Origin of the sequence: Pseudoalteromonas sp. B62 (genome assembly GCF_037162565.1) — a bacterium.
Lineage (GTDB): Bacteria > Pseudomonadota > Gammaproteobacteria > Enterobacterales > Alteromonadaceae > Pseudoalteromonas > Pseudoalteromonas fuliginea.
Genome location: NZ_JARLVB010000001.1, coordinates 24,425 through 47,479 on the forward strand (window position 1 = coordinate 24,425; position 23,055 = coordinate 47,479).

Annotated in this window: 3 protein-coding genes and 2 pseudogenes; all 5 read right to left on the reverse strand. The window is 45.4% G+C overall.

Going from position 1 to position 23,055, the window contains the following annotated elements:
• Positions 1 to 16: 16 nt before the first annotated feature.
• Positions 17 to 5,284: pseudogene (locus tag P4S71_RS22970) on the reverse strand (non-ribosomal peptide synthetase); the annotation flags it as partial.
• Positions 5,285 to 5,373: 89 nt separating this feature from the next.
• A pseudogene (locus P4S71_RS22975) lies at positions 5,374 to 12,249 on the reverse strand (MupA/Atu3671 family FMN-dependent luciferase-like monooxygenase); the annotation flags it as partial.
• Entirely contained in the window at positions 12,246 to 14,669 is a 2,424-nt protein-coding gene (locus P4S71_RS00065; RefSeq protein WP_337149787.1) for a non-ribosomal peptide synthetase, read from the reverse strand. The pseudogene P4S71_RS22975 and the gene P4S71_RS00065, both read right to left, overlap by 4 nt.
• Positions 14,603 to 19,831, reverse strand: coding sequence for an amino acid adenylation domain-containing protein (locus tag P4S71_RS00070; protein ID WP_337149788.1), 5,229 nt, complete (start codon positions 19,829 to 19,831; stop codon positions 14,603 to 14,605). Before P4S71_RS00070 ends, P4S71_RS00065 begins: the two co-directional genes overlap by 67 nt.
• Positions 19,816 to 22,995 (reverse strand): non-ribosomal peptide synthetase, encoded by a 3,180-nt coding sequence (locus tag P4S71_RS00075; protein ID WP_337149789.1) that lies wholly within the window; start codon positions 22,993 to 22,995, stop codon positions 19,816 to 19,818. The genes P4S71_RS00070 and P4S71_RS00075 overlap by 16 nt, the downstream gene beginning before the upstream one ends.
• Positions 22,996 to 23,055 lie beyond the last annotated feature (60 nt).

A 23,055-nucleotide genomic window follows, 5' to 3' on the forward strand; every position in this document is an offset into this window, starting at 1 on the left:
TCATCATAAAGCGCTAATTGGGCTTCTCCAATTTCTTCACGCTCAGCATCGTTAAGCAATGAGAACGGTGCAACTTTAAGCACAGGCTTGTCATCTGTTGCATTGTCGACCATGTACTGAGCCAATGCTTTAGCCGTTTGGTGTACAAAAATGTCTTTAACAGTCAAGTTCGCATGATCACTGCTTTCAAATGCCTGATTGACTTTGGAAACCACCCGTATAGACATAATAGAGTCGCCACCAAGGGTAAAAAAGTTATCTCCTATGCCAACCTGGCTGATGCCAATAATTTGCTCGAAGGCTTCACATATTACCGCTTCTACCTCATAAGAAGGCGCGACGTATTCAATCTGTTCAACATCAAAATCTTGTGGTTTAGGCAAGGCTTTACGGTCAATTTTACCATTTACCGTCAACGGCATAACAGGTATCACTACAAACACCGACGGCACCATATGCTCCGGCAGTTTACCATCCAGATAGGTACGATAGGCGGCAATCAAGTCACGATATTCAATCTCGTCATCATTGCTCTCAGGGTTAACGTAAGCAACCAAACGTTTGATTTCTGTACCTTCATCCTGACACACCATAACAACGGCATCTTTAACACCAGCACAGGTCACCAGCTGGTGCTCAATCTCGCCCAGTTCAATACGGAATCCTCTCAGTTTCACCTGATGGTCAACTCGGTCAATATATTCCAACAGCCCCTCTGGCAACCAGCGCACTAAGTCGCCTGTTTTATACATACGCCCAGTTGGGTCAGCAGAATATGGGTCAGCTACAAACTTGTCTTCTGTCATGCCCGGTTGATTCAGGTAACCTCGAGCTACAGCGGCACCACCTATATACAATTGGCCAACCGCACCGATCGGCATTTCTTTTAAGTCATCTGAAAGTACATACACTAAAGTGTCGCCAATGGCGCGACCGATAGACAACGACTGTCTGTGGTCAAAATCACGTGCTATAACATGGCAACAAGCAAAAGTTACACATTCTGTAGGACCATAACCGTTAACTACCCTGATATCAGGATTAGCGTCAAACAAGTTTTTCACTGACTTACTGGAGACCACATCACCACCGGTAATAATGGTTTCAAGTGATGTATTGGCGCTTTGAGGGCTGTCTACCCAGAGGTCAAACAAACGTGCAGTCAACCATGCCAGATTGACTTTATTCTCAGCAATCGTTTGATTAACCAGATCAATATCCACTTTTTCGTGTGAATAACATACCGCAGTACCACCACTTAGCAATGGCACCCAAATTTCAAAAGTCGCAGCGTCAAATGATATAGGCGCAGCTACCAAAACTTTAAGGGGCTCATTTATACCCACATAATCACCGCTGCCATGAACCAGTCGGACCACGTTTTGGTGAGTGACCATAACGCCTTTTGGCTGTCCGGTTGAACCTGAGGTATAAATCACATAAGCTAGTTGCGACGATTTATGTGCGACTTCAACATTATCGGTTTTGTATCTGCCTAACAAACTAGTTCTGATGTTCTCGTCGAGCGGCAAAATTTTAAAATCATCAAAATCAAGCTCGCTCATCAAGTCGCTCTGGGTCAAAATAAGTTCAACCTTGGAGTCTTCAAGCATAAAATCAATACGATCTGCCGGAAGATTTGGATCTATCGGCACGTATGCCCCCCGGCTTTGAGTATACCCAGTATACCCACCAGCATATCCAGTGAACGGTCCAGACATAGTCCAACCAAGGTGTCAGGTTTAACCTGTTGGTCCAGCAGATAATAGGCAACCTGATTAGCTTGCTCATTAAGCACTCCATATGTCAGCTCTTCATCTTCATAAACCACTGCAATGGCATTTGGATTACTTAAAGCCTGGGCTTCAAACAAGTGATGAATACAGGCATTTTCATCAAAGCCTCTTTTAGTCTCGTTCCACTGGTTATATCGCTGATGTTCTGCGTTGGTCAGCATCGGCAAATCAGTAATTTTACCGTCTGTTCCTGCCAAAATACCATCAAGGATAACTTCCATATGGCCAAGCAAACGCATAATGGTTTCTTCGGAAAAATCTGCTCCCTTATAATCCACTGAAAATTCAAGTTCAGGCCCTACCGCGACACTGAAGGACAAACCATAGTTGGTCTGTTCGTCATCGGCAAAATCATCAAACGCCAGCCCGTTGTAACCAGTGCCGTCATCCACAAGCTCTTCGATTGGGAAGTGGTTAAATGCAAATAGGGAGTTAAACAGTGAGACATTTTTTTCTACGCCACTGAGGCGCTGAATGTCAAGCAACGGCAGATAGCTAAACGACTCTCTTTCTACCCCTTGTTTGTGCAACTGCTGCAACCATGTATTGATATCGGTTTCTGTATCAAAGTCCATGCGTACTGGCAAGGTGTTGATAAACAAACCAGCTATCTGCCCGACATCAGCCAACTTGGCAGGTCTTCCTGCGGTAGTCTCACCAAAGACCACAGTTTTCTCACCACTGTAACGGTGCAGCAAGTAACCCCAGGCACCCTGAATGATGGTGTTAAGGGTAGTTTTAGTGGATTTTGCCAGCTGCTGTAATGCTGCGGTTTTATCTTCAGGTAAATAAACTGCGGTATAACCTGAGCCAGTATCCTGTGACTCAACTTTTAACTGATCAATACCAATTTCAGTCGGTGATTCAAAATCACCTAGCATCTGCTGCCAGTAAACACGTGCTGCCGGTTTGTCCTGATCGTTCAACCACTGAACGTAGCCACGATATGGGACCAACGTCGGCAATTGCTCAGTGCGACCCGCCTTAATGGCTTCATAACACAGTATTACGTTTTTAAGCACAATCGCCTGAGACCACGCATCCATTACAGCATGGTGATAAGACAATAATAAACGTACAGTTTTGTCATCCAGCTGAAACATTGATAGTCTCATCAAAGGTAGCTGGGTAATATCAAAGCCCTGCTTTTTGTCAGCCCGTCGGTAGTTTTCAAAGGATTTTCGCTGTTGTGTTACATCCATATCACGCAGGTCTTTAACCGTGACATCTAATGAGCCGTTGGCAACCACCAATTGATGCATCTGCTCGCCGACAAACACAGTACGGAACACATCGTAATGATTCACAACCTGCTGCCAAGCCCGACTGAATGCGTCAATATCCAGATCACCGATAACGTTCAGGAATAGCTGGGTTATATAAGCTGATTTATCCATCAGGCTGTGGAACAACAAACCCTGCTGCATCGGTGTAGAGACATAAACATCTTCAAGGGTAGGGTGATCAACCTGCCATTGTTGCAACTCTTGTGCATTTATCTGTGCCAGTGGGAAATCACTTGGGGTATAACAACCCGCTTCATCGCTCTGGCAATGTTCGACAATCTGCTCAAGGCCTGACTTAATGCCCTCAACCAGATCCGTCATCATCTGATGATCGTATTGCTTTGAGTTATAACCGATAGCGATAGTCAATTGACCTTCAAGAACACTGCCGACAATGCTCAGCTGATGCTCACGCTGGCGTTTAACGCTGATGATATTACCGGCGCTCTCATCTGCAATACTAAAGATACTGTCGGTGCCCATGGCTTGGTCAACCTGACCAATATAGTTAAAAATAATCGGCGATTCGTTGCCGTGGCATTGATTGTTGATCCCTTCGTCACGGACAAGGAACTTAAGCAAACCAAATCCGATGCCTTTGTTGGGCACCTGACGGGTTTGCTCTTTAACAGCCATAATTCTTTGTGCAATATCAACACCTTTCTCACTGTGCAATGTCAATGGATAAATGCTGGTAAACCAACCCAGGGTATCACTATGATCAATAATTTCATTAAGCGCTTCACGGCCATGCCCTTCCATATCAACCCGAGCGGCAGATTCACCACTCCAGTCATTAATGCCTGACAGCAATGCCGTCAGCAGTAAGTCGTTGATCTCGGTACGATATGGTTTATTGCTGTCAGTCAACAGCGATGTGGTTTTCTCAGCATCAAGGGTGAATGAAACTTGCCCGGTTGTTGCAACAGTATTGTCTACCACTTCACCATGACCTACAGGCAATGGTGCTACTGCAATTGACAGTTGCTCCAACCAGTAATCACGCTCTTGCTGCACCGCATCGGTGGCAGCATGTTCAAGCAGAAATTTGCCCCATTGTTGTAAGGACGATGTTTTCGCAGTCAGTTTAACGGGTTTTCCGCTAGTAAGTTGTTCATAACCAAGCTTTAAATCAGTCAGTAATATACGCCATGAAATACCGTCGACCACCAAATGATGCAATACCAGCAACAGGCGTTGCTCACCCTGCATTGAGGTGAACAATACCGCTTTAAACAGAGGCCCGTCTGTGATGGACAAACTTGCCTGAATCGCTTCACCACGAGTTTCAAGCGCTTGGGTTTGTTGTTCGGCACTTAGGCCGTCAAGATCTTCAACAACCACTGAGGCTGCAACCATGGCGTTGTCAAATATCTGGTAATTGGCTTGCCATTGGTCCTGTTCTTGAGTAAAGCGCAATCTCAACGCATCATGACGCTGATACAAAGCCGTAACCAATTGCTTTAACAGCGCCTTATTAAATTTTTTCGGAGCTTTAAGCAACAAAGCATGATTATAGTGCGAACGGTCAACCGCATCGCCACTTTCAAGATACCAATGTTGTACAGGTAATAGTGCCTGTCCTGCTTCGCTTGGTGTTTGCGGTGCTACAATGGAAATATTGCTGCCTACCACCTGCAATGCCAATTCGCGAATGGTTTGGTGTTCAAACAATTGGCGTGTCGCCAAACCAAGACTATTGCGATTACACGAAGCTATCATTCTTATGGACAGAATTGAGTCACCACCAATAGAAAAGAAGTTGTCAGTTACACCAACCTGCTCAATACCCAACTCGGTTTGCCATATTTCACACAACTGACGTTCAATGTCAGTTACTGGTGCTACATAAGTCGATTCACTCAATATTTGGCTGTCAGGCTCCGGCAACGCATTACGGTTGATTTTTCCATTTGGCGTCAATGGCAACCCATCGAGCTGGACAAAAGATGCCGGGATCATATATTCCGGTAAAGAGGTTTTAATGTGCTCGCGCAGCAAATCTTCATCGATATTAACACCTGACTCAGTAACCACATAGGCTAACAAACGTTTGGGTTCACCCCATGCAATTACAACAGCTTCTGTGACTTTTTTATAACTCAGCAATGCAGATTCTATCTCGCCAAGTTCTATTCGGAAACCGCGTACTTTAACCTGTTCATCGATACGACCAAAGTATTGCAGGCCACCGTCAGGCAACCAGCGTACCAGATCACCGGTTTTGTATATCCGACCTATTACATCGTCATGTGCAGTGAACGGGTTATTGATAAACTTGTCAGCAGTCAGCTCTTCGCGCTGGTAATAACCACGCGTTACGCCGTCACCGCCGATAAACAATTCTCCCACAGTACCTCTTGGCACTAATTGCTGATATTGATCCACTACATAGAATTGAGTGTTAGCAATGGGTGCGCCAAGATCAACACTTGTCAGCGTAACATCTGAAATGGCCGACCACACCGTAGTTTCAGTAGGGCCGTACATATTAAACACCTGACCTTGCATATGGCTTAGTACTTGTGAGGCAAGCTCTGGGGATAATGCTTCACCACCAATACACAAGTGTTTAAGTTGACCAAGTGCCGATTGACCATCAGTTTCCATTACCATTTCATGGGCAAATGTAGGTGTACACTGCATGTGGGTAATCTGATGTTCAGTCATCAGTTGCGCAGGTGACCAGTGGTTCTCAAGACGCCTGGCCAGCAATTGCTGTTGTCCTGCCAACTGCCTGACATTTTGCTGCAATTGATGTAACTGCGGCAAATGATCTATGCTCAGTTGATGATCAACGCCAAAGTCAATCAAACAGGCAAGCTCTGTCACACCAATTTCCTGTAGCTCTTGAATCTGGCTCATACAGCTCTGAGGCGTGCCCATCAGGCCGCTGGTTTGGAAATGACGTTCAAAACCCATGTCCAACAGGGCATCTACGTCGTTGTACAGGTCAAGACCCGCTTGCTCTGCCAGAGGTCTAAGCAGATTAATAGACTGACGCAGGTAGTTTTTGAAAGGTTTTTCAACAATCGCTTTAACCTCGTCAATGTTCTCGCCGACAAAGGTATGGAGCATCACGGCAACCTTGAAGTCCTCGACGCGGTAACCGGCTTCTACTAAGGCGTCCTGATAAACCTTGATGTTTTTTCCAAGGGTTTCTTTGCCCTGGCTCAACAAATGGGTCAACAAGTGCGCACCAGTCAATCCTGCATTTCGGAAAGTCTCGGGATTGCCACCGGCAGTGATCCAGGTCGGCAATGTTTTTTGCACCGGTTGTGGGTGCAGATAAATCTCTACTTCTTTTCCTATACCATTGGTGCGCAGCATTGGCGCACCTTTCCAGAACTCTTTGAGCACTTCGGTATTGGTTTGTAACTTCTGATGACGGGTATGATAATCATCAGGGGCTAAAACAAAATCATTTGGATGCCAACCGGAAGCCAGGGATAATTCAACGCGACCATTGGAGATGTTATCTACCATCGACCATTCTTCGGCGACACGTATTGGGTCGTGCAGTGGCAATACCACACTACCCGAACGAATAGCAATATTATTAGTAATAGCAGCAACCGCAGCAGCAGCTACAGATGGGTTCGGGAACGGATCACCAAAGCTTGCAAAGTGACGTTCAGGGACCCAAATCGCTGCCATGTCGTGAGTATCAGCAAATTTGGCCCCTTCAAACAACAAATGGTATTTATTAACCGACTGATTACTTTCTTCAGCGGCAAAATAGAACAAACTGAAGTCAAGTGCCTTGGTGTTTTCAACCGGCACCGGACGGTCTGGTTGAACCACCACTTTGTGGCCGTTACCAAGGGTCCAGAACAATTCCAGCACCGAGATATCAAAACTGATACTGGTCACAGCAAGCCAGTGGTCCTGACCTTGTGATGTTCCAAACTGCTTATCCAAACCGGTAAACAAATTAAGCACGTTATGATGTTCAATCATAACTCCTTTGGGTTTACCTGAAGAACCAGAGGTGTAAATCATGTACGCCAAATCAGATGAAGTCAGACCAATGTCGTCTTTATCCATATTGGTTATTGCTTCATTAGTCCATTCACTGCGGTCATCGATGTAAACTTTCTGCATAGTTTCAGCAAAAGATGACTGGGTAAAGCTGTTACGTTGGGTCAGCAACAACTGTGCGTTGGAATCGCTGAGCATATGGTTAAGGCGATCAACTGGATAACTAGGATCAAGTGGCACATATGCTCCACCCGCTTTAAGGATTGCCAACAGACCAATCACCATATCCAGTGAACGCTCAATACACAGCCCGACCAAATGACCAGATTTAACCCCTAACACCTTGAGATAGTGAGCCAACTGGTTGGCTTGAAGGTTAAGTTGCTCATAGCTTAAGCTGTTGTTTTCATACACCACGGCTATAGCCTGTGGATTCAGTACAACCTGCGCTTCAAACACTTCGTGAATACATAACTCTTTAGGGTATTCAACTGCGGTATCATTCAACTCATCAATCAGCGTATTGCGCTCTTGCTCGCTAAGTACTGGCAACGACTGAATGTTAGTGTCTGGGTTAGCTACAATACCCTGCAACAGAATTTCCATACTGTTACCGAAGCGTTCAAGGGTTTGCTCATTAAACACAGCCGTATTGCAAGACCAATCAAAGATCAGATTGTCGCCATCAAAGTTAACATGCAGACCCAGTTCAAAATCAGGACTAAGCTGCTTGTCATCGTTTTCGTAAGCACGGGTTGTCACGCCAGACATGTCCAGCTCGCCATGTTCAAAGTTTTGTACCGCAAACACAATCTGGTTAAGCGGACCATAACTCATACTACGCTCAGGTTTTAGCTCTTCTACCAACATTTCAAACGGAATGTACTGATAGGTGTAGGCATCAAGTAAACGGGTTTTGTTTTCCGCCAGCAATTCAGTGAAGGAAGGATTACCTTCAAGATCGCTGCGCAGCACCAAAGTATTAACAAAGAATCCAATCATCTGCTCAAGATCCTGATGATCACGTCCGGCAGTCGGCGTACCAATCACGATATCTGTTTCATTGGAATAACGCCCGATCAACACTGAAAATGCACTTTGCAGCAACATGAACAGCGTAACGTCTTTGCTCTGGCACAAAGCCTGAATCGAACGACCCAGCTCAGGATTCAATGGACGCTTTTGAGTGATACCAACAAAAGATTGCTGTTTGGGCCGTGGATAATCCAGCGGCAAACTGTGCACCGGTGGCATACCTGCCAAATGTTGTGACCAGTACCCCAGACCTTTGACCAGTTCATCACCTACTAACCGCTTTCGCTGCCAGTTAGCGTAATCAACATATTGCAGCTCAAGTGCTGGCAATGGGTTTGCTTTGCCGTTAACAAAAGCACTATACAAACGGTTAAGTTCGTCAGTAAAAACCCCATTGACCAACCATCAAACGCGATGTGATGCAGCATCAGCAACAATACATGTTCGATATCACCTTCAGCGTTGTTAACGGTTACGATGCTCGCTCGCAACATTAAATCGGCGCTCAAATCGAACACTCGTGCCGTTTCGGCCTGTACTCTTTGTTCAAGCTCTTGTTGCTGCTGTTCAAATGGTAAGTAAGTCAAAGACGTCTGTTCAAGTTTAAACTCGGAATTACTTTGAATGGTTTGACAAGGCTGTCCGTCAATCTCTACGTAAATAGTTCGCAGAATTTCATGACGTTCCATAATGGTTCCAAGCGCATGCTCAAGGATGGAAATATCAAGTTCGGCGCAGAATACCAGCGGGCTTGGCATATTATAATGACTGCTGCCCTCTAACTGGTCGATAAACCACAAGCGCTGCTGGGCAAAAGATAACGGCAATACACTGTCGCGAGCTACGTTGCTAATGCTGACATGTTCAACCGTTGCAGCACTATCGATCACTACAGAAAGTGCAATAACTGTACTATGTTCAAACACATCACGCAGCGCCACGGTAACAGAGAACACTTCATTGATGGCTGTGGTCAAACTCATTGCTAGCAATGAGTTACCACCAAAATCGAAAAACGGCACGTCGGCTGAAATGGTCTCTACCGGCAACAATTCAGACCAGATTTGACACAAACGCTGTTCGGTTTCGGTTGTTGGTGCGACATATTGTACCTGCATCATCTGATTTAAATCAGGCTCAGGCAAACGTTTTCGATCTACTTTACCATTGGTGGTCAGCGGCATTTTGTCTATGCTCATAAAGATCGACGGTACCATGTGCTCTGGCAATCTGAGCTGTAGTTGCGTACGCAATTGCGCCGTTTTTATATCTTCATTGCCTGTCTCAGACAGGACATAACCCACCAGATAACTATCCTGATGATAAGTAACTACCGCATCTTTAACATCGGTGCAACTGCGTAGGTGTTGTTCGATTTCGCCAAGCTCAATCCTGAAACCACGCAGTTTGATCTGATGATCAACACGGCCAACATATTCAACCACACCCTGTGGTAACCAGCGAACCAAATCACCAGTTTTGTAAAGTCGCGAAGCCGCATCATCACTAAAGGGGTTGGCAATGAATTTTTCTTCTGTCAATGCCGCCTGATTCAAATAACCACGGGATACTCCATCACCACCGATGTACAGTTCACCAACAGCACCTATCGGCACAGGCTGACCCTGATCAGACAAAACATAAACCAAAGTATCGGCAATGGCTCGCCCGATAGGAAGTGATTGGACTGATTCGATATCACGGTCGACAACATGACAACAAGCAAAGGTGACACATTCTGTCGGGCCATAACCGTTAACTACCCTGATGTTCGGATTCATATCATACAAGCATGCTACTGACTTGGCAGATACCACATCACCACCGGTCACTATCGTGCGCAATGGTGTATGTGCGGTATCTTTTGCGTCAACCCACACGTCAAACAGCCCTGCCGTCAACCACGCCAGATTGATCTTATTTTCGACTATGGTACGGTTGATTTGGTTAACATCAATTTTGTCTTGCGGGTAACAACACACAGTGCCGCCATTTAACAGCGGCACCCAAATTTCAAAGGTTGCCGCGTCAAAAGAGATTGGTGCGGCGTGCAACACTCTAAGCGGCTCATCGATACCTATGTACTGAGCTGCTCCACAAGTTAAGCGAACCACATTTTTATGGCTGGCCATAACACCTTTTGGCTGTCCTGTTGAACCAGAGGTATAGATCACATACGCTAGATGATCCGAATGTTGCTCCACACTATCAAGGTTGTTTGTGCTGTATTTGGTCAATATGCGTGAACGGATGCTTTCATCCAGCGGCAATACTTTCAAGTCATCAAAATCAAGCTCTGACATCAATTCGCTACTAGTCAATACCAATTCAATACCGGCATCTTCGATCATAAAGTCGATGCGGTCTTCCGGCAGGTTCGGGTCAATCGGCAAATAGGCACCACCGGCTTTAACAATGCCCAGCATACCAATAAACATATCCAGAGAGCGATCAACACACAGCGCGACCAAAGAATCCGCTTTAACCTGATTTTCAACCAGAAATCCGGCGACCTGATTAGCCTGCTCATTCAGTTCTTGATAAGTCAGTGACTTATCTTCAAAAATCGCTGCTACATTATTGGGGGTCGCTGCTACCTGCGCTTCAAACATCTGACCGATACAGGCTTTGCTGTCAAAATCGGTGGCGGTGTTATTCCAGTCAATCAGGATTGACTGTTGCTGCGCAGTATCAAGTAGCGGCAATGCCTGAATGCTGGTGTCTGGGGCGGCAACAATGCCTCTAAGCAATACTTGCATGGTTTGGGAGAAACGTTCAAGGGTCTCAACTTCAAATACTGCGGTATTGCATGACCAGTAAAGTTCCAGTTCACCGTCTTTTTCAGTAACGTGCAGACCCAGTTCATAGTCTGGACTCAATTGAATGTCATCGCTTTCAAACGGTTCAAGACTTAGATCGCCAAACTCAAGATTACCGTGATCAAAGTTCTGCACAGCAAACACCACTTGATATAAGGCGTGATGAGCCAAACTGCGCTGGGGCCTAAGTTCGTCTACTAATACCTCAAACGGCATATGCTGATGGTCAAAGGCTTTAAGCAACTGTGTTTTTTGTACGGCCAGCAAATCACTAAAGCTTGGATTACCCTCAAGATTACAGCGAAGTACCAGTGTGTTGACAAAGAAACCAACCATCGAAGCCACTTCAGCCTGAGTTCTGCCCGCAACCGGGCTACCAATCACAATATCGGTTTCATTTGAGTAACGAGCCAACATGACTGAGAAAGTCGTTTGCAAAAACATAAACAGGGTTGAGTTGTGGTCTTGACATAAAGATTTGATTTGTGCGGTCAAATCACTATCGATAACAGTGGCATGGCCGACTCCGACAAAGGTTTGTTTTGCCGGACGCGGTTTGTCCAGTGGCAAGCTATGTACCGTTGGGATATCGGCTAGATACTGAGCCCAGAAGTTGAGCTGTCCCTGAAGTTCTTCGCCCTGCAACCAGTTACGCTGCCAATGAGAAAAATCGGCATACTGAATTGGCATCGGTGCTAATTCGGGAAGTTGACCTGTGATATATCCTTGATACAAAGCGCCCAATTCGCGAGTGAATGCACCGAGGGAAACACCATCAAAAGCAATGTGATGAATGGTTAACAGAAGGAATCTTTCAGACGTTTCAAGCTCGATGATCTGCGCACGTAACATCAAATCACAGCTCAAATCAAACGACTGACTTGCCTGATCCATAGCGTATTGTTTAACTTGCTTATATTGGTCAGCCGAGTTCAGCGTTACTTGCTCAAGCACAAACCTGGGCATAGGTTGAATTACCTGACAAGTTTGGCCGTCACGCTCAACATAACAGGTGCGCAACACTTCATGACGTTCAATAAGGCTGGATAATGCTTGTTCAAAAGCACCGTAATTAAAATCACCTTTAAGGCGCAACTTGTTTTGCACATTGTAATGGCTACTGCCTTCAAGTTGATCAACCAGCCACAATCGTTGCTGGGCAAAAGACAACGGCAAAACACTATCGCGCGAGACCTTGCTGATGTTGACATGTTTAACCGTTACCACACTGTCAATCAATGCACCGAGTGCATGAATGGTGTTGTGTTCAAACACATCACGCAACGCCACAATCACAGAGAACGTTTCATTAATGGCGGCGGTCAGGGTCATGACAAGCAGCGAGTTTCCCCCAAAACAAAAAACGGCAGGTCGGCTGAAATGGTTTCTACTGACAACAAATCTGACCAAATTTGACACAGTTGCACTTCGGTAGCGGTAGATGGTGCGACATATTGTGTCTGTGTCATCTGGTTCAAATCAGGCTCAGGCAGCCTTTTACGATCCACTTTACCATTGCTAGTCAACGGCATTTTGTCCATGTTCATAAAGACCGACGGTACCATGTACTCAGGCAGCCTAGCCTGTAGTTGCGCACGCAATTGTGATGCTTGTACACCTTCGTTGCTTGCCTCAGTCAATACATAACCCACCAGATAACTGTCTTGATGGGAATTACCCTGATGGTAAGTGACTACCGCATCTTTGACATCAGTGCAGCTACTTAAGTGTTGTTCGATTTCACCCAGCTCAATTCTGAAACCACGTAGTTTTATTTGGCTATCTATACGGCCGATATATTCAATCACGCCTTGTGGCAGCCAACGAACCAAATCGCCGGTTTTGTACAGTCGCGCAGCCGCATCGTCATTGAATGGGTTAACAATGAACTTCTCCCGAGTCAAAGCAGCTTGATTCAAGTAACCACGGGACACGGCATCACCACCGATATGCAGCTCACCAACGGCTCCTACTGGCACAGGCTGGCCCTGCTCCGACAATACATATACCAAAGTGTCGGCAATGGGGCGACCGATAGGCAATGACTGCGCAGGGTCAATATCCCGGTTGATAACATGACAACAGGCAAAAGTGACACATTCTGTCGGCCCGTAACCATTCACAACCCGAATATTCGGATTCATATCATACAAACGGGTAACTGACTTGGCAGATACCACATCACCACCGGTCACTATGGTAAGCAGCTGTGTTTGGGCGGTATCTTTACCGTCAACCCACACGTCAAACAGTCCGGCGGTCAACCATGCCAGATTGATCCCGTTTTGTTCGATGGTGCAGTTAATTTGGTCAACATCAATTTGCTCATGTGGGTAACAGCAAACAGTGCCACCACTGAGCAGCGGTAGCCAAATTTCAAAGGTGGCAGCGTCAAAAGAGATTGGCGCTGCCTGCAACACTTTAAGCGGCTGGTCAATACCTATGTATTGATCAGCGCCACTGGTTAAACGAACCACGTTTTTGTGGCTGGCCATTACACCTTTTGGCTGTCCTGTTGAACCGGAGGTATATATCACGTAGGCCAATTGTTCAGAACTTTGACCGCTGATATCAAGGTTTTTGGTACTGTACCCGGTCAATGCGCCTGCCCGGAGCCTTTCATCCAGTGACAATACTTTGAAGTTGTCAAAATCATGCTTTGACATCACTTTGCTGCTGGTCAGTATCAGTTCAACACTGCCATCAGCGATCATAAAGTCGATGCGCTCTTTGGTCAAGTTAGGGTCAATCGGCAAATAAGCACCACCGGCTTTGACAATGCCCACCATGCCAATGAACATATCCAGTGAGCGATCAATACACAGTGCTACCAAGGTATCCGCCTTGACCTGATTTTCTACCAGAAATCTTGCGACTTGATTGGCCTGCTCATTCAGTGCTTGATAAGTCAATGACTCACCTTCAAAAACCGCGGCAATATTGTTGGGATTCGCAGCCACCTGCGCTTCAAATAGCTGGCCGATACAGGCATTGCTGTCAAAATCGCTGGCGGTGTTATTCCATTCGGTCAGGATTGACTGTTGCTGCGCTGTATCGAGTAACGGCAATGACTGAATATTCTGCTCCGGCATATCAACGATGGCACTCAGCATGATCTCAAAGCTTTCTGCCAGTCGTTTGGCTGTCTGTTCAGTAAACACACTAGTATTGAAATCCCATACCAAACTCAAGCCGTCGTCCATATCGGTGACATGCAGACCCAGCTCATAGTCAGGGCTGTGCTGTTTGGTTTGGGTTTCAAACGGTTTAAGGGTCAAACCCGCAAAATCAAACACCGCCGGCTGATAATTTTCGACGGTAAAGATCACTTGATACAGTGAGTTATGATCGGATCTGCGATGTGAAATTAATTCATCCACCAACAGGTCAAACGGCAGATGCTGATGGGTAAAGGCATCCAGCACCATTTGTTTGTTGTCACCGAGCAAGTCGGTAAAACGGGGATCACCCTCCAGTTTCGAGCGCAATACTAGGGTATTGACGAAAAAGCCTATCAGTGGCTCGGCATCTTCATGGCTGCGACTGGCAATGGGTGTACCCATCACAATATCGGTCTCATTGGCATAACGACCCAGCAATACCGAGAATGCAGTTTGCAGCAACATAAACAAGGTCACGTTGTGGCTTTGGGCCAATGATTTGACCTGTTCTGTCAAGCGGTGGTTTAAGCGACAGCTGTATTCTGAGCCAACAAAAGTCTGCTTTGGTGGGCGTTTTTTATCAAGGGGCAAGCGGTGCACCAGCGGCAGCTCGGTAAGTTGCTCACGCCAGTAATCAAGCTGCTGAGACTGTACCTCCCCTGGAACCAATTACGTTGCCAGCAAGCGAAATCGGCATATTGTACTGTTAACGGCGGCAACGGATTGGCTTTATTGTTAACAAATGCCGTATACAACTCGCTTAACTCGCGAGTGAATATGCTTAAACTTACACCGTCAAAGGCGATATGCGGTACAGTTAGGATCAATACGTGATCGTCCTGCCCCTGCACCACAACATTGGCACGCAACATCAGTTCACAGGTCAAATCAAACGGTTTTAGCACCTGCTCACGAGCAAGTTTTTCAATCTCTGTTACTTTTTCATTGACGGGCAAGTCAACCACACTAGCCTGTTCAAGAATAATGCTGACTGCACTTTGGATTAATTGATAAGCCTGACCACCACGATCGGTAAAGGTAGTTCTAAGTACTTCATGACGTTCAACCAAAGCGCTTAATGCACGCTCAAAACAAGTGTGGTCAAACTGTCCGCTTAACTGAAAAATGCTTTGCAAATTGTAATGACTGCCACCTTCAAGCTGGTCGATAAACCAAAAGCGTTGCTGGGTAAATGATGCAGGAAGCTCTTGCTCTCTGGAGACCACCGGTAATTTAACCACAACCGTTGCATGGCTGTTTTCAATCACTTTAGCCAGTTCTCCAACGGTATTGTTATCAAACACCTGTCGCAAGCTCAAACTCACTGAGAACGCGCTGTTAACAGCACTGGTTAAATGAGTCACCAAAAGTGAATGACCACCCAATTCGAAGAACGATGCATTGGTACTGACTTTTTCAAGCTTTAACAATCGCGCCCATACAGCACATAATTTTTGCTCGGTGTCAGTCACCGGAGCGACAAATTCAGTCTGCATCCATTGACTCATGTCCGGCGCTGGTAAGGCTTTGCGATCGACTTTACCTGTTTGGCTTAACGGTAGTTTATCAAGAGCAATAAAAGTGGCTGGTTGCATATATTCAGGCAAACGGCCTTTAAGCCACTGGCACACTTCATTGATAAATTCAGCATTGGCAGTTACAGATGCACTGGGCACCAGATAGGCAATCAGTTGTTTGTCTGAGCCTGAACCGCTGACCAAAATGAACGACTCGTCAACGCCTTCGTTTAAATTCAAGGTTCGGACAATTTCACCCGGCTCGATTCTGAAACCGCGAATTTTCACCTGATCGTCTACACGACCAACAAAGACCAATTCGCCGTCTTCACGTAAACGCACCAAATCACCGGTACGATATAACTTCTGGCCCGGGTATTGCGCGTGCTCGATAAAAGTATCAGCGTTCAGTTTTGACTGGTTAAGATAACCCATGGCGATACCGTCACCACCCAATACCAACTCTCCGACAATGCCGATAGGCAAGAGGTTTTGCAACGGATCCATGACCATAGCAAAGCCGCCATCTATGGCTTGACCTATAGGGTAATCGGTGTTTTGTGACAGTTCTTTAATGTTGTAACTTGTACTGAAAGTGGTGTTTTCAGTAGGGCCGTAAACGTGTAATAGGTTAGTCGGCTTACCTGCTGTGAATATACGCGAGACAGCATCGTTGTCGACTAACTCACCACCAAACAGTACGTTTTTAAGCGTGCTGAAACCAGCGGGGTTGATCAACGACATTTGATTGAAAAGCGCGGTGGTCAAGAACAGGGTTGTGATCTTTTTATCTACCAGTGTTTCACTCAACAACTTAGCGTCAAGCAACACTTCTTTGCTAACAAATTGCAGTTGGGCACCGTTTAACAATGCCCCCCAAATTTCAAAGGTCGCGGCATCAAAAGAACAGTTAGACGCCTGTGCAATTACGTCTTTTTCGTTCAATTCTACATAGCGGGTATTTTTAACCAAACGCACTACGTTCAACTGATTGACAACAACCCCTTTAGGCTTACCGGTGGAGCCTGATGTATAGATGACATAAGCTAACTGTTTTGCAGGGTCGGTTGGTATTATTGTTAGATTATCTACACCCAATTGCTCTAAAGTCCCGGCCTGAAATAATACATCTACCGCAATTGGTGCAATTGAATGAGATGAAAACACAGACATACATTCGCTGTGGGTCAACACCACTTTAAGATCTGCGTCTTTAAGCATGTAGTCGACACGCTCGCCTGGATAATCCGGATCGATTGGCACATAAGCAGCACCCGCTTTTAAAATGGCCAGCATGGCGACAATCATGTCTGCGCCCCGATGCATACAAAGACCAACAAAACTGCCCTGGATTACGCCCTGCTCTATCAGATAATTGGCCAGTTGATTGGCCTGTTGGTTAAGCGTTGCATAGTTGATGTTTTCATCATCTGACAACATGGCAACATTGTCAGCATGTTGCTCTACCTGTTGTTCAAATAGCTCGACGATGGTACTAGCTTTTGGATATTCACCATGCATTTGCATCAATTGCTGCTGTTGCGCTTTATCGCTGCTCGATACCAGAGATAGCTGTTTAACATCAGTAATATCATTAGCAAAGCCGACAAGAATTTCCTGCATCGCAGACAAAATGCGGGTGATGGTAACATCTGTAAATTGCTCCGCGTTATACTTGAGCAACAATTCCAATCGCTCGCCCGGCATAACCTGTAAGGTCAAAGCGAAGTTGCTTTGCTCGTCATTTTTAAGTGAATCAAGGTCAAAAACAGATTGCGGATTTTTAATAGCTTCGTCTATCGGGTAGTTTTCAAAAACCACCAATGAATCAAACAAAGCAACATCATGGCCTAACGGGCTTGTCGCCTGAATCGCAGGCAAAGACAAATAACCATGCTCTTTACGGGTAATACTGGACTGATACAGATCCTGTAACCATGATTCAAGTGGTTGATCTTGTGAAAAATCAACGCACACAGGTAATGTATTAAGAAACAAACCAACCATTTGCTCAACACCGTTCAATTCTTCAGGTCGACCAGCAACGGTTTCACCGAACACCACCTGCTCTTCACCGCTGTAACGATGCAGCAAGTAAGCCCATGCGCCCTGAATAACGGTATTTAAGGTTGAATTACTGCGTCGCGCCAGTTGTTGCAGTTGTTCTGTCTGAGATGCTTCCAGCAACAAGCGCATCACTGGGGCGGCAGTAGTATTTTCGCCAACCACTGGCTTTTCAACACCCAGACGGGTTGTGACCTCAACGTCTTTTAATGTTTCCTGCCAGTAATTTTCGGCAACACCACTATCTTTTTGTTGCAACCATTTAATGTAGTTCGCATAAGCAGGTACTGCTCTCGATTGAATCTGCTCACCCGTGTTTAAGCTGTGATAAGTCTGGAATACTTCGGCAAAAAGATTAGCCACTGACCAACCATCAAGCAAGGCGTGGTGACTAGTCCACAGAAAACGAAATTTATCATTCGATTGACGGATCAGGGCAAAGCGCATCAAAGGCCCAAACTCGATATCAAAACCTTTGAGCTTATCGGCCTGACAATACTCGTCAAATTTGCTTTCAAATGATCCTGAGCCAGTTGACCAGTCATCTTCAAACCATGGTAATACCGATGCTGACAACACCAGTTGGTCCATTTGTTTGCCAACAAAAACAGTGCGCAATACCGGATATTGCTGTTGCATTTTCTGCCAGGCGCTCTTAAAGGCATCTACGTTTAAATCTTGCCCCAAATCCATCGATAACTGGGTCAAATAAGAAGACTGTTCCAACGCACTGTGGAACAACATGCCTTGTTGCATCGGTGTTGAGGCATAAAGGTTTTCAAATTTCGGATATTGCTGCTGCCATTGATCCAGCTGTGACTGACTTACGGTAGCCAGCGGAAAATCACTCGGGGTAAAGCTGCTGACACTAGCATTTTGACAGTGATTGATGATGTCTTTTAACGCAGTTTCAAACGCATCAGCCAGTGTTTGCATGGTTTCACAGTCAAAGCTCAAACCGTTATAGTCCATCTCAAAGGCCAAGTTAGCACTGGTTACCATGCCGTTGAAGCCAATCACATACTCTCTTTGACGATTTTTACTGATGGCGTCTCCGGCAAACCCTTCAGCCATAGTGAACAAGGTATCACTGTCGGCGTGGTGGTCAAACTGACCCAGGTAGTTAAATACAATCGAAGAAGGCGCAGCTAACCTTGCGGCTTTTAAATCTTCGTCGGCTGCTAAATCGTGTAACAAACCAAAACCAATGCCATGGTTTGGCACATTGCGCAATTGCTCTTTGGCCGCTTTGATCACTTGTGTGATTGAATCAGGCTCGGTTACGTTTAACGTTACCGGATAAACACTGGTGAACCAGCCGATGGTTTGACTGAGATCCAATTTGTTACTTAACGCTTCGCGGCCATGGCCTTCCAAATCAACGCGAACTTTATCCTGACCTGTCCAGCGACTCATTGCGATGAACAAAGCCGATAACAATAGGTCATTAATTTCTGTGTGATAAGCCTGATGACAACCGGTTAACAACGCCTGTGTATGGCTTTGGTCAAGTTTGACGGTTATTTTTTGTGTAGTACTGTGACGGTTATCTTCAACCTGATGATCAACCAACAATGCCGGCACTTCAATATTAAGCTGAGCCAACCAATCTGCTCGCTCAGCTACAAGCTGTTCAGTTTGGGCATAATCGACTAAAAACTCTCCCCATTGCTGCAATGAATTAGTTTTGGCCGCTAGCTTAACAGCATTGCCCGCGACAAGTTGCTGATAACCCAGAGTCAAATCTTGTAACAAAACACGCCAGGAAACACCATCAACAATCATGTGATGCATTACCAGTAATACTCGACTGTCATTGCCATCGGCTTCTAAGTAAACGGCTTTAAACAACACGCCTTCACCCAATATAAAACTGCTTTGTGCCTGCTGGCCAATTTCGGCCAGACGGGTTTGATAATCTGAATGCGACAAACCACGTAAATCCTGATAGCTGATCGCATCGTCAATCATCATTGGCGTAACTGTGGTGTAGTTGGCCAACCATTGGTTGTCTTGTTTTGAAAAGATCAGTCGAAGTGCGTCATGACGCTGACACAAGGCATTCATCAAGGGATTTAGCTGCTCGGCAGTAAAATCTACTGGCACCTGTAACAATAGCGACTGATTGAAGTGATGCTGGTCTGTAGGGTCCACATTTAACCACTGCTGCATGATTGGCAGCAAAATTTGCTTGCCCAGGCTGTCGCCTTGAAAGACTGTTTCAGTTTTTTCGTAATTGCCTGCATCGCCAGTTCAGCAATCGTATTAAATTCAAATACCTGTCTGGCAGTAATTTGGACCCCCTGCGCACGGGCACTGGAAATCACCTGCAATGTCATGATGGAGTCACCGCCGATACTGAAGAAGTTATCGTTAATACCAACCTGCTGAAGACCCAGTACGTCTTGCCAGATTTGGCATAAGGTTTTTTCCATATTGGATTGTGGTGCAAGATAACGACCAAATTGGTCAGCTTTATCTGGCTGTGGTAATGCTTTGCGATCAACCTTACCGGCTGTTGTCAACGGCATGGCATCCAATACAACATAAACAGACGGGATCATATAACCTGGCAGCTTCTGCGCAAGTTGTTGTTGCAACTGTACCGTTAATTCTGCCGTATTCTGAGCAACGACATAGGCAACTAATTGTTTTGGTTCGTCGTTCAGTAAAACAAGGCATTCACTGACCTGTTCACAAGCCAAAATAGCAGCTTCAATTTCAGGGAGTTCGATACGGAACCCACGCAGCTTAATCTGGTAGTCAACACGGCCAACAAATTCAAGGTTGCCATCTGGCAACCAACGTACCATATCGCCAGTTTGGTAAAGCCTATCACCGGCGTCAGTAGTAATGAATTTCTCATCGGTCATATCGGCGAGATTATGATAACCTTCTGCCAGTCTTTGACCTCCGATATACAGCTCCCCAACGTGACCTACTGCCACTTCACCACGATTGTCATCTAGGACAAAAAGCTGTGAACCACTGGCAGGCCGTCCAATAGGCACTTGTTGGTTCTGACCTTTATAGTCTGCCGTATCAAATACACTGGCAACAACGGTTGCTTCTGTTGGACCATAGGTGTTTAGAAGTCGAACTTTGCGGTCAACAACCTGTTTCCATTTCTGCAACGCTTTGAAAGACATAGCTTCGCCACCGAGGATCACAAGTCGCAAATCGCTGTTGTTAAGCTTTTCAAGCTCGGCTTTGTCAGCACACAAACCATGCCAAAAGGCAGTGGGTAAAGTGATCACGCTCAAGCGGCTTTCGATAAGCTGGCCAACAAATTGTTCGCGCCCGGCCATGATCCCCTCACTGCTGACAACCAACGCTGCCCCCACGGCCAATGAAGCGCAAACTTCTTCGATAAAAATATCAAATGACAAAGAAGAAAACTGTAATACGCGATCATCTTTATTAACCTGATAATCATTTTTAATTACATCACAATAATTGGCCATGGCGCGGTGTGATACCACAACGCCCTTTGGCTGACCAGTAGATCCTGAGGTATAGATTATGTATGCGGGGTCAGAATCTACCGTTTTCAATTCTGTATTTGCGCTGGAGTATTGCTCAATATCTTCCATAATATTTTCAATACAAATAATTTTTCTCGGATCGAAAGCTAGGCTATCGACCAGCTTAGCTTCGCTTATCAACAATGCAGGTGCACTGTCTTTGAGCATAAAGCTCAAGCGTTGTTCCGGATAATCAGGGTCCAGTGGCACAAAACAACCACCCGCTTTAAGTGTCGCCAGCAATGCCAGCACGCCATACCATGAACGGTTAATGCAAACGCCAACACGGTCACCTGCTGTTAAGCCCTGCTCTTTAATATAGGCGGCCAACTGATTGGCACTTTGATTCAATTCTCTGTAGCTAATTTGCCTGTCCTGAGCCACAATAGCAATGCTGTCAGGTCTGTAGGCAACCGCCTGTTCAAACTGATGATAAAATTGTTGGTTTTGACTGCTGTCAACTTGTTTGTCATTAACACTGTAGTCTAATAATTGCTTTTGCTCGGACTCTGGCAAAAGTTGAATTTGATGGATAGGTGTTTCGGCATTGCTGAGCAACGTATCAATTAAATGGTTGGTACGGGCTTTAATCAACGCAATGTCGGCACTGTCAAAATAGGCAAAGTTGTAATCAAATTGAATTTCAGCGGTATTATTAGTTTCAGATGCCCACACCGTTATGCTGATTGGGGTCGTATCATGGTTATTGCTCAAATAGGCCAACTGGGTCTGACGACCTTCGATCACCAAATCATTTTCAAGCTGGAGGTAGTTAAATGCAACATCGTAGACTGAATCAGACCCCGGTGGCAATTTCAAATCATTGTTCAAATGACCGATTGAGTAATGTTGATGACGATAGTTTTTCTTTTGCTGACTGAAGATTTCCCTGCTGATGTCGACAAATGAGCGTTGATCATCAACATCCAGCAGCAATGGGCTGACACTGGTGAATACCCCGATCATCTCCTTTTGGCTATGGCCTTTACGGTTATGTACCGGCACCCCGAAAACTAGTTTACGGCTTTTGTAAAATTGACTGAAATAAATAACAAAAATGTTCAAATAAACTTGATTAACACCAATGCCATACTGCTTGGCAAACCCGGCAACTGCTGCAATTTGGTAGGTAGTAAGATCAAGTACCTCACGTGCGCTGGGCACCTTTTTAGGATTTTTAATCTTGTAAATATGCTGAGCTTGCAACAAGCTATCAGGTAATTCTCGACAGTACTCCGCCCAATAACTTTTGTCTTTTTGAAACTTTTTGCTGTCCAAATAACGCAGGTCTTCATCGATAATCGTCTCCCACGGGATCTGTTCGGTAATAACTGTATCATCGTCGTTGTATAAACCACCGAGCTGTTTGATCCAGTTGGCAAATCCCCACCCATCCATACAGAGATGATGACCGAAACAAATATAACGATATTCGTCATCGGCAATTTTTAACACAAACGCTTTGAATAACTCTTTATTTTCTATTTCCAGTGGCGCTTCAAACAACTCGGTTAACCATTGTTCGGCACTTTCTAAGGGATTAGGCAGGGTTGAAAAATCATGTACCGATAAAGTTAGCGTACGCTCATTGCTAATGGTCTGACGGATGCCTTCATCGTCGGCAATAATACGGATGCCGAATGCGTCATGACGCATAACAAGTATCTGATGAGCTTTAGTTAGTTTATCTACATCAACCCTACCAAAGCGAACATAACCACCGATATTGTACAATGGGTTATCAGGATAATGCAGCTGGTCAAAATAAATATCTTGCTGCGTTTGCGACAAAGGGAAGTGTTTAGTTGTCATTGCTGAAGATTTCCTCATGGAATAAAATTTATTATTATTATTTCCGGACCATCAGAAAAT